The organism is Aminiphilus sp., assembly GCF_029975095.1.
Taxonomy (GTDB): Bacteria; Synergistota; Synergistia; order Synergistales; family Aminiphilaceae; genus Aminiphilus.
In genome coordinates this window covers 1-10,658 of sequence record NZ_JARKPW010000180.1, presented here as the reverse complement: position 1 = coordinate 10,658, position 10,658 = coordinate 1, and the positions used below count along the sequence as shown (strand labels likewise).

Here is a 10,658-nt window from a genome sequence, read left to right as displayed (position 1 = left end):
AGGTGTCGTTGTACGGCTTGAACCAGTCCACATCGCAGAGCACGAGCGCGAATCCTCCCTGCCCCAGCAGCGCCCGACGGAACGCCTCGTCGAGGTCCCGGTCGAAGGCCCGGCGGTTGTAGATGCCCGTCAGCCCGTCCCGGAAACTGAGTTCCTCCAGCTTGAGGTTCGCCGCGGCAAGCTCGCCCGTGCGGGCGGCGATCTTTTCCTCCAGAAGGCGACTCGCGTCCCGGACGGCAAAGCCCATGTCGCGGAAGGCTCTCCCCAGGAGCCCCACTTCGTTCCGGGCCGACGCCACCGCCTGGAAGGCTCCGCATGAAAGGGCGGCGTACTCGCCCCGGGACAGCGCCCCGGAGACGTTGCGGAGCACGCCCAGCGGCTCGGCGACGCTTCGCCGGAGTACCAGGGTCACCACGACCATGAAGGCGAGAAAGAGCAGCACGCCGAACACGAGGACGAGCCGGGCCGACTCGTGGGCCCGGGCGAGCAGCTCCGCCCGGGGATAGGCGGCGACGAAGAACCATTCCGGCCCGGGCATGCGCGCCACGGCAAGATAGAGATCGCGGCGCTCGTCCCGGACGATGCGGGGCGCCTCGCCCTCTCCGGGCGCGTTCGCGGAGACGAGGGCGTACTGGGCGGCGAGGTCCGGGTCATCGAGCTTGTCGATGCTCAGGATTCCCCGCTCTTCCTTTGCCTTGTGCAGCCGGTCGGGATGGGCCACCAGCTTGCCGTCCGACGTGACCACGAAATTGTAGGCGCCCTCGGTGTCGTCCATCTTCCGCGCCACCAGGCGCTCCATGAGATCGTCCAGGGTGACGTCCACGCCGGGCGTGACCAGATGCCGCCCCTCGTAATCCACGGGGAGCTGGTAGGTGATCATCCAGTGTTCCGCGGTGAGATCGTAATAGAGCCCGGTCCAGCCGGGCTTCCGCTCGGGGTTGAACTCCTGGAGCGTGGATTTGATCACCGAGCCGTCGGTCATGACCAGATCGGCCCGGGCGGTGAGCCCCCAGGGCTCCTCGGGCCAGTAGATGACCATGCCGTTTTCGGGCATGGAGACGTAGACGTTGGCGAAACGGTCGATCCAGGCGGGGCCGAGGCGGGTGACGAGAAAGTACGACAGGAGCAGGCGGCGGCGGAAATCCTCGTCGAGCGTCTTCTGGTTGTTTCCCACGAAGGCGGAAATGCCCCGGAAGAGCAGCCCCTTCGCCGGGGCCGTGCCGTCGAAGTACTTCCGGCGGAGCCGGACGGCCCCTTCGTCGTCCCGGAAAAAGTAGGTCCAGAATTCCTCCTCGGAGAAGGAAACGTCCGAACGGTAGAGGTCGAGGAACTCCTCCGCGAGGATGCGCAGGTCGTCCCGGGCGAGATCGAAGAGAAAGCGCTCGCTCTCCACGCGCCCCGCGGCGAAATCCGCCAGGTTCTCCAGCGTCTGCTCCTCCCGGGCGGCAAAAAGCGTCCAGTACCCCAGGCCGGTGATGACCACCATCAGCAGCACCGCCCACAGGGAGACCCGCAGCGCCACCTCCTTCGCCAGCGACCCGGAGAAACCGCCGAAGCCCTCTTCCCGCACGGGCGGGCTCGGCGCGTCTTTTCCTTCTCCGGCCCGGCCCGCCTCCGGGAGCGTTTCTCCCGATCCTTGCCCGTCTCCGGGATTTTCAAACGCCGAAGCGCCGTGGATCGTTCCGGCGTTTTCCGTCATCCCCTCTCCCTCCGTCGTTGCATCACTCTTCGCCATTCCGTCTCTCTTTGTCATTGCATCACTCTTTTCCATCCCGAATCCTCTCTCTTTTTCTCGCGCCATGTTCTTCCGGTGTCCCTCTCGCTCCATGTCTTCAGTCCTCATATCTACGAACCTACGAACCTTTCGGTTTTCATATCTTCAGGCGCCCTGAGCCTTCAGGGTCCCGGGTCTCCAGGCCCTCCGGTCTTCCGGCTCGGGTTCGCGGATTTTCAGGCTCCCGGATCTCCAGTCCCTCCGCTCTCCAGACCCGCAGCTCCTCCGGTTCACGAGTCTCTCAGACTCCGCTTGATCGTCCCCACGCAGAAATCGCGGAAACAGTCGCAGAACAGTCATGGAACTTTTAGAGTCCACGCATATCGCAGATGGCAGGCACGTCTCGTCGCCCCACATGGCAAAGACTTTCGGCTCACGCGAAGCGCATCTTAGTACCCATCAGGAGCCTACTCCGGAACCATTTAAGTCTACCGGAAAGGATGAAAAAAAGAAAATCCCCTTCTTGAAACACTCACGAAGGAAAGGATAAACTGGCTCCACATACCCCAGGAGGCTTCGCCCATCATTCCCGAGGCGAACTCCCCCCAGGAGATAAACTGGCTCCACACATACCGGGAGGACTCGCCCCGGAGGAGCTGCCGGCAATCTTCGGCACGCTTTTCCGGGGGGGAGGCACGTGGCGGCATGCAACTTCGCGGAGCTTGTTCCTCCGTCCGCCTGCGAACGAAGACGGCCGCGGAAACGAACATCTTTCCGGGGGCAGGAGCGAGCGCAGGGCGGGAGGCGGCGAAACGACAGGCCTTCCGGTCAGGGAAGAGGCGGAAACATGCGGAAAGAACGACGAGGAGGGACATGACGGCGATGACGCACGACGGAACGACGACAGAAGCCGCGGCGACGCGGCGCGGAGACCCTCGAAAACCGCTGCGACTCTTTTTTCCCCAGTGGCAGGGGTCGGGCGATACCCTGGCGCTCCACCGGGGCGCACTACTGCTGTGGGAGCGATTCTTCGCGGATGGAGCGTGCCTGGAAGTTCCCGTTCCGACCGAGGGGGAACAACGCCTGGAGGCGGGCATCCACGGACGCTCCGCTCTGCTGGAACAGTTGCGAACGGCACGGGAGCTGCTCGCGAAAGCGGCTCCGAAGCGGATCTTCACCATCGGAGGGGACTGCGCGGTGGAACTCGCTCCCCTGGCGTATCTGAACGCCCGCTGCGGCGGCGACCTGGCGGTGCTCTGGTTCGACGCCCACGGCGACCTGAACACCCCCGAGTCGTCTCCGAGCGGCGCCTTTCACGGCATGCCGCTCCGCTGTCTCCTCGGCGAGGGGGACCCGGCCTTTACGGCCCTCTGCACGCCCTGGCTCGAACCGTACCAGGTGGCCCTTGTGGGCGCCCGGGACCTCGACCCGCCGGAGGAAGCCTACGTCCACGCCGCGGGCATCCAAGTCATCCCCCCCGCACCGTCCGGGGCGTGCCTGGAGTCCATCGGGCGTTTTCTCGAAGGCACAAAGGCCTCGTCGGTCTACATCCATCTGGACCTGGACGCCATGGACCCGGCGCGCTTTCCCCACTGCCTCTGCCCAGCTCCGGGAGGATTCGCCCCGGAGGAGCTGCCGGCGATCCTCGGCGCGCTTTTCCGGGAGAGACGCGTGGTGGGATTCAGCCTCGTGGAGTTTGCCCCCCAGGAACCCCGTGCGGCGGAGTGCCTGGCGCCCTTCTTCGCCCTGGGCGACTCCCTCCGCTCCCTGTAACCGCACCTCTCCGCCGCCTCCCTCGGGAACGGAGGCGGCGGCAGTGTTTCGCCGTTCAGAAGCGCCAGAACAGGAACAGAAGCGGCGCCAGCAGCAGTGCCGCAGGAAGCGAGGCCGAGGGAATGCCGCATCCCGACCCGCCTCCACCCTCGGGCGCGCCCGTGGTGGCGACGGGGGCACCGAGCAGCACCGACGCCCGGCGGAGCGAGACGAATCCATCCTGCACGCCATCGAGGTCGAAGGAACCGCCGTCCTCGAAGGTCCATTCGAGCTGTGTGTCCCGGGCGACGAACCCGCGGCTCTCCGGGCTCTCTTCCTCGTCGCCCACTCCCGCCTCCCACTGCCCCGTCTCGTTGTTCCAGAAGAAGAGCGACCAGCGGTAGGACACGCCTCCCTGCTCGTCCTTCTCCGAATCAAGGGTGATCTTGAATTCTTTTGCATCGTCCAGCATTTTCAGGCGTATCTCCCACGCCTCACCCACCTGCACGACCTGAACGCCGTCAGCGTCGATGGTGTTGCCCAAAATCAGCAACAGGAACCACTGCGGAAAGACGAACCCCTTCGGAAGCGCCCCTTCGAGGACGCCGAGCCCCTCCGGAATGGGCGTGGGACTCGTCACCCAGGATCCTCCCTCCAGCACGGGTGTCGGTTCCAGAAGATCCGACGGCGTGGGCAGCGGCGACACCGACGGTGACGGCGAGGCCGAGGGAGACGGCGTCGCGGAGGGCGAAGATGACGGTGTGGGCGAGACGGACGGTGTCGGCGACGGAGATGCCGAGGGAGATGCCGTCGGCGACGGTGTGGCGGAGGGAGCGGCTCCCCAGGAGACGAGATTGCCGCTGAGGTCGTACTGGTACACCTTGCCATCCCCTGTTCCGACCACGAGAATCCGCCCCGAACCGGGATGATAGGTGATTCCCTCGCACCAGGTGGACGTGCCGGCGAACACGGTTCCGCTCGTCGGATCCCCCGTTCCGAAGCGGACGATCTTGTTGTTCTCCGTGTCCGTCGTGTACACGAGCCCCGTGCTTCCCACGGCGATGCCGTCCAGGGAACGGTTGGACGGGGACGACGTCTCCCCCTTCAGCCCCCAGTCGGCGCCGTCGTGCATGTAGACCTGGCTGGCCCAGCTTCCCGAAGAACCCGACGTGAACACCAGGTAGGGCTTGGCCCCCGTGTCGGCGGCGTTGCCCCCTACCCGCTTCGGGTTCGTCATCGTCCCTGCGGGCTTGTCGGAGATCTTGGTCCAGTTCACGTCGTCGCTGATGTTGAACTGCCATTTCCAGACGGCACCGTTGGCATCCACCACAAAAAAAATGCGCGCCCCCTCTGCGGTCGAGCCTCCGCTGGCCATGCTCTTCGGCGGCGAGGCGAATCCATCTCCCGCGGAGGGAAGCGCCAGCTTGCCGTTGGATTCGCCGGTCTCCAGATCGTGGAGATAAATGGCGTCGGTGGCGGAGGAGGTAGTATTCCCCCCGTGCTCCATCCACGGCGGAACCAAGGGGAGGGGTCGCGTCTCCGAGACCCCGGCTCCCCGCCCGCCCCGCACCCCCCCCGCCGCCTCCACCGGAGGTGCGGCACACGTCGGGGCTGGCACAGACGAAGCTCGCGTCCCGCGTTCCGTCCGCGAAGTAGCGCACCGCCTCCCATCCTCCGGCGGCCAAACAGGCCCCGGCCTGGGGTTTGTGCACGACGATGAAGCTACCGTCCCCGCTCGCGGGATCGATCAGATAGGGATATCCGAGCCCCTGGGGCCCCGAGGCCTCACAGGGACCGCACGGCGCTCCCGCGCCGAAGAACAGCATCGTCACGACACCGCAAAGAACGCACAGCACACCGGGACGAACCGAACGCCGCATGCCCCATCTCCCTTCCCGGGCGATCCCGACAAGGATCACCCGCTCCACAGACACACTCCAGGAAACACATTCCATCCCACACCGACAGCACACGACACAACCGTCCCTGCGGAATCGTGCCCCGCAGGTTCCCGTTTCGCCATCGGCAGCTCCGTGCGTCACTGCCGTTCCCCCATGCCGCGACTTTGCCGCACGCATGGAGTTTGCACTCCGAAAAGAGAGGGAAAACCGGAAAGAGAGTGTCACCTCGAAAAAACGACGATCCGAGGAACGATGCGACCGGACATCGGCTTTTTTTCTTTTAACTCCTTTTCATGCGGCTCCACAATGACAGAACGGCATCGAAGTTGTCAAAAGCAACGGCAGCGCCTTTGCGTCTCTCGGCGGTCGAAAAAGCCCCTCTTTTCACCGTTTTGCTCATGCACCGTCATGCGCAGCACGACACAGAGCCCTCTACGCCGCCGGAAAGGCGGAATGAGGGGCGCACGTGGCAAAAGAAACGTGATGGCTGCGAGGAAAAAACAACGCGAAGAGAAAGAAACGCAAAGAAACACGAGGAAATGCAAAGAGACCTGCCGGAGCAGAAAAGCGTCTTGCGAAGGTCCATGCTCCTGGAGACGTGCGAAGCGGAACATCCGTCGCCCTCGGGCGCACCCGCGGCGGCGGCGGGAGCTTCTTTGAGGTCGCCATCGGTCTTGCCTGTGGCGATTTCGACATCGAAGGCCTGTACGGATGGCTCGCCGGCAACACTGCTCCCGCACAAAACCCCTGAGCCCCTCCCCGAAATCGATCGCAGCGACGGGAGCACCCCGACCGCACGTGTGGATCAGGGAGATCGCGGATCAGGGCGTCCGTCGAAGCGGCTACAGCTCCGCCCCGAAGGTGGGGAGCAGGGACTCCAGGTCAAGTTCCTCCAGAGAGTCGCGCCGGGCCGCTTGAAGCTCCCGCAGGGCCTCAAGCTCCGCCCGGGCGGCCCAGCGGGCCGCCGCCTTGTCCCCCGGCGAGGGGTCCGGGTTCGCCAGGGCCGCGCCTATCACCCGGGAGAGAATGCGGAGCTGCTCCTCCGGAGTGCGTCCCTTGGGCACACTGATGGTCACGTGCCCTCCCACGATGTAGCGCCGCCCGTCCGGCCCCGTGGCGTAGCGGTAGACCACAGGCCACCCCATCCCCCCCGCGGAGGCCGCATGGGCCGCCTCGTGCCGCAGCACCTCCTTCTCCAGCTCCTTGAGGCGGCGGATCCGAGGGTCCAGCTCCTCCGGCAGATTTTCTCCGCTTCCCGGCAGCGGAAGCGGCGCCGTTCCCTCGTCCTCCTTCGCACTGCGCCGTTTGTCCTGCGTGCGCCGTGCGGCGCCCGCCGCGAGAACCGCCGCGCTCAGATCCATGGGGCACCTCCTTCCACGAAAGCCTTGCTCTTCCGTTTCCCTTCCAGCGCCGGATGCGGCACCACGTCACGGAGCCGAAGCCCCGAAGCTCGAAAACGCGAAACCCGAAGCCCCGAAAGAGGGAAGGCGGAGCGACGAAAAGCGACAGGCCGCAGCCGAGAACGCCGAAGGGGTGCCGTCCACTCTTTAACGAGCCGTGCCCTTCGGTGAGCAGCCTCTGGGCCGCAGCCGAGAACGCCGAAGCGGCACCACACCTCTCAGTAGAGCAGAGGGCAACGCGACTTGCGGCGCTTGCACAAAGCCGGCGCTTGCCGCGTCATCGTTTATTCAGTATAGCAGAACAACGCGCTTTTCCAAAGAACCCCCTTCCCCAAAGGGCGTCCTCCTCTCGATCCTCTCCCCGCCCGGCGCAGGCTCGGGGAAAGGGCGGTCTCCGAAAGAAAGGGGGGCGCTCTGGACCTTCCGCCCGAAGAGCGGTAAGGTAAAGGGACAGAAAAGGCTCGCACACGACAGGAGGCGGAGACGAATGCGCATCGACGTGGAACAGGCGGTCTTCGAACGGTTTCCCGGCTTTCGCCGGGCCGTGGTGGTGGCGAAGGATCTGGACAATTCGGGCGAGCCCGAGGCCCTTGTGGCGCTGTTGCGGGAGCAGGAGCGCCGCATCCGGGAGGACGCGACCCTGGAGGACTACAAGAACCACCCCCACATTGCGGCGTGGATGCAGGTCTTCCGCGACATGGGGCTCAATCCGAACCGCCACGCCCCCTCCATCGCGAACCTGATCAAGCGGGTCCGCTCGGGAAAGGATCTCCCCTTCGTGAACAAGATCGTGGCGATCTTCAACGCCGTGAGCCTTTCCTACGTGGGTTCCTGCGGCGGCGACGACCTGGGCGTCGTCACCGGGGACCTGCGCCTGGGCTTCGCCTCCGGGAGCGAGACCTACGTTCCCCTGGGACAACCGGACCAGTCGGAGCACCCCCTCCCGGGGGAGGTCATCTACTACGACGCAGGCAACAGCAACGTGTTCTGCCGCTTCTGGTGCTGGAAGAACGGCGATCCGAGCAAGATCACTCCCGAAACCCGGGCGGTGGCCGTCAACGTGGACGGCATGGCACCCGTGACCGCCGCGGAGGTGCTCGCCAAGGCGGAAGAGGCGGCGACGCTGGTGCGCACCTTCTGCGGCGGCACCACCTCGATCCACCTCCTCGATCCAAAACATCCCGGCTTCGAGATCGCCTGAGGCGCACGTCTCTTCCGCATCGTCCGGCGGCGTGAAAAAACCACGGGCTTCAAGACAGCCTGAGAAGAAACGCTCCTCCCCGCGGCGTGCATCGCCCGCGGAGCCCTAAACAGAACCGCAACCGGAACAACGGCAAAAACCACCACCCCGCTCCGGCAGACTTTCGGGCGCAGACCCCACAGGCGGGCGACCGCGCCGGTGCGTTCGCCGCACCCGGTCGCTCCGCCATGGGCGCCGTGTACGACGGGCGCCGCCCTCTTCGCACACGGCGACGCCGGATGGGAAAACAAGACAAAAGTCTCACTTGCGCACAAACGGTACGCCCTTTATCCTTAAGAAAGGACACAACGGAGGGGACAACAGGAGTGACCGCCTCTCCGGACCCGCGAAAATGGGTTGCCCTGCGGCGGCAAAGACCGTTCCGAAACCGACGGGAGGCGAGACGAGGAAATGGGCATAGGAAGGCTTCGTTCGGGTCTGGCGGCCCTGGGAATTCTGGCGGCGGTGTCCGCGGCGCTCGTCGTGACCACGGAACTTCCGGCGGCTGCGCCCGCCGGAGCGGCGGAACGGCTTCTGACCATCGCCACGGGCAGCAGGGGAGGAACGTACTTTCCCGTGGGGGAGATCCTCGCCAGGCATTTCAACGCCGCCCTGGGGAACAGGGGCTTTCGCTGGTCCGCCAGGCCCTCCGGGGGAACCGCGGAAAACCTGGAGCTGTTGAAAAAAGGCGACGCGGCGATGGCCATCGCCATGGCCAACCTCACCGGGTTTGCCGCCACGGGAACGGTGCGCTACCAGGGAAACCGCATCCCGAACCTCCGCTATGTTCTGGGGCTGTGGCCCGACGTGACCCAGTTCGTCTGCCGCGCCGACGCGAACATCAGGACCTGGAGCGACCTGAGGGGAAAGAGGATCGCCGTCGGCCCGCCCGGCTCGGGGACGGAGTTCTCCAGCGGCGTGCTCCTCCAGGCGCTCGCGGGGCTTTCCTGGGGTGACATCATCCCCCTCCGGCTCGGCTACGACGAGGGAGCGCAGGCGCTCCGGGAAGGCCGGATCGACGCCTTCAACGCCGAGGCGGGCATTCCCACGAAAGCCGTGGCGGAGCTTCTGGAGACCCCGGAGGAGGTGATCCTTCTCGAATTTTCCGAAGAGGACATGGCACGGCTCGCCGACGCGGCCCCCTTCTACGCCCGGGTGGTCATCCCCGGGGGCACCTATCCCGGACAGGCCGAACCCCTCAGCGTGGCGGGCATCAGGTCCGCGCTTCTGGCGGACGAAAGCCTTCCCGAGAACGTGGTGTACGACATGCTCACGGTCATCTACGCCCGAAAAGAGGCAATGGCGAAGGAGCACGCGGCCTTTACCAAGGTGGATTACGACACCCCTCTGGCGGGGCTTTACGGAGCACCGCTCCACCCCGTCGCAGTGCGCTTCTTCACCGAAAAGGGCGTGCGCATCCCCCCGGAACTGCTGCCCTGAGGCCACTTCCCGGAAACGGGGAACGTTGCACGTGAACTGGGCGGGCCGCACCGGATCGCAGGCATGGCGTCACTCGTCTGCGGAACGCTCCGCCCGGTCATTCGACTCCTCCGGCCGGAGGCGCTCCGCATCGGGGACATCGCGGCACCTGCCCGTGCGGGGATCGCACTGCGGAATGCGATGACGATCTTTCGCCGACGACGTGATCTCCGCGGTTGCCACCCGCCGCGTCCCGGGGCTGACCCGGGGGAAGGGGCAACGCGGAACATACTTCGGAGCGCGTAAGGCGCCTTCGGGCGCTGCTCCGGCAGACAACCGGCGATCGCCTTTTCCGAAACAGCGCGGAGAGGCGAGGCTCCTCCTCCGAGGAATGCCTCGCCTCTCCAAAACGGAACCTGACGGACCGCCCCGGTCGGAAGAGCCTGCGTCCTCCCCGGGGTACAGGTGAAACGGCGCCTCACGCCTTCTTCCGGGGAACCCCCTTTGCGGGAAGGGCCGGCGAGCCCGTCGGCGCTGGAACGAGCCCCGATTCCGCTCCGCCCACGCTGAACTGCGACAGAAGCTTCTGAATCCGCTCCGCACCGGTCGCGGTCTCCTGGGCCTCCCTGGCCACGTTCTCCGATGCCGTGGCGGTGTCCTCCGTGGCCTGCCGGATGCCACCGATGGTGTCCACCACGGTGAGCGTTCCCTTGGTGACCTGGTCTATCCCCGAGGCCATCTCCTGGGCGGCGGCGGCCTGTTCCTCCGCCGCGGCGGCGATGCTCTGCATCACGTCGTTCACCCGGGCGATCTGGGACAGCGCTTCCTTCAGCTCTTTCTGTGCCTCCGCGGCGGCCGCCACGGTCTCTTTCATGATGGTTCCCGATTCGGCGGTGATGTCCAGGGACTGTTTCGTGTCCGCCTGGAGGGAGCCGATGAGGCTCTCCACCTGCTTGGCCGCCACGTTGGACTCCTCCGCCAGTTTCCGCACTTCCTCCGCCACCACCGCGAAGCCCCGTCCCGCCTCGCCCGCCCGGGCCGCCTCGATGGCGGCGTTCAGGGCCAGCAGGTTCGTCTGGTCCGCGATCTGTTTGATGGTGGTGACGAACTGGGTGATGGAACTCACCGACGCGGCCACGCGGTTGATGCTCTTGACGGAGTCCTCGGTCCTCGCGCCGACGGTCTGGATCTTCGCGATGACGCCCTCCACACGGGCCACGGATTTCTCGCTC

At 65.8% G+C, this 10,658-nt stretch carries 9 protein-coding genes; 4 read left to right on the top strand and 5 right to left on the bottom strand.

Annotated features, from left to right (window positions below):
• Positions 1-1,735, bottom strand: a 1,735-nt coding sequence (locus Q1K49_RS11495) for a diguanylate cyclase (protein ID WP_300526118.1), incomplete at its 3' end; no start/stop codon positions are given.
• Positions 1,736-2,587: 852 nt separating this feature from the next.
• Here Q1K49_RS11495 and Q1K49_RS11490 point away from each other — a divergent pair.
• Complete coding sequence (locus Q1K49_RS11490; RefSeq protein WP_300526116.1) at positions 2,588-3,487, top strand: arginase family protein; 900 nt, start codon at positions 2,588-2,590, stop codon at positions 3,485-3,487.
• Between the two features lie 55 nt (positions 3,488-3,542).
• On the opposite strand, the gene Q1K49_RS11485 is transcribed toward Q1K49_RS11490, so the two are convergent.
• Positions 3,543-5,084, bottom strand: coding sequence for a hypothetical protein (locus Q1K49_RS11485; protein ID WP_300526114.1), 1,542 nt, complete (start codon positions 5,082-5,084; stop codon positions 3,543-3,545).
• An 881-nt stretch (positions 5,085-5,965) separates the two neighbouring features.
• Here Q1K49_RS11485 and Q1K49_RS11480 point away from each other — a divergent pair.
• Positions 5,966-6,118 (top strand): hypothetical protein, encoded by a 153-nt coding sequence (locus Q1K49_RS11480; RefSeq protein ID WP_300526112.1) that lies wholly within the window; start codon positions 5,966-5,968, stop codon positions 6,116-6,118.
• A 91-nt stretch (positions 6,119-6,209) separates the two neighbouring features.
• Here Q1K49_RS11480 and Q1K49_RS11475 read toward each other — a convergent pair whose 3' ends face one another.
• A complete protein-coding gene (locus Q1K49_RS11475; RefSeq protein ID WP_300526110.1) occupies positions 6,210-6,728 on the bottom strand; it encodes a putative metalloprotease CJM1_0395 family protein in 519 nt (172 codons plus the stop codon).
• A gap of 526 nt (positions 6,729-7,254) precedes the next feature.
• Here Q1K49_RS11475 and Q1K49_RS11470 point away from each other — a divergent pair.
• Together Q1K49_RS11470 and Q1K49_RS11465 are read left to right on the top strand one after the other, a co-directional pair.
• Positions 7,255-7,968: a phenylalanine--tRNA ligase beta subunit-related protein gene (locus Q1K49_RS11470; RefSeq protein WP_300526108.1), complete on the top strand. Its 714-nt coding sequence runs from the start codon at positions 7,255-7,257 to the stop codon at positions 7,966-7,968.
• Positions 7,969-8,418: 450 nt separating this feature from the next.
• Positions 8,419-9,447, top strand: a complete 1,029-nt coding sequence (locus Q1K49_RS11465; RefSeq protein WP_300526106.1) for a TAXI family TRAP transporter solute-binding subunit — start codon at positions 8,419-8,421, stop codon at positions 9,445-9,447.
• 69 nt (positions 9,448-9,516) lie between these two features.
• Here Q1K49_RS11465 and Q1K49_RS11460 read toward each other — a convergent pair whose 3' ends face one another.
• Together Q1K49_RS11460 and Q1K49_RS11455 are read right to left on the bottom strand one after the other, a co-directional pair.
• Positions 9,517-9,669: a hypothetical protein gene (locus Q1K49_RS11460; RefSeq protein WP_300526104.1), complete on the bottom strand. Its 153-nt coding sequence runs from the start codon at positions 9,667-9,669 to the stop codon at positions 9,517-9,519.
• A gap of 235 nt (positions 9,670-9,904) precedes the next feature.
• Positions 9,905-10,658 (bottom strand): methyl-accepting chemotaxis protein (locus Q1K49_RS11455; protein ID WP_300526103.1); only part of this gene is annotated, 754 nt, incomplete at its 5' end.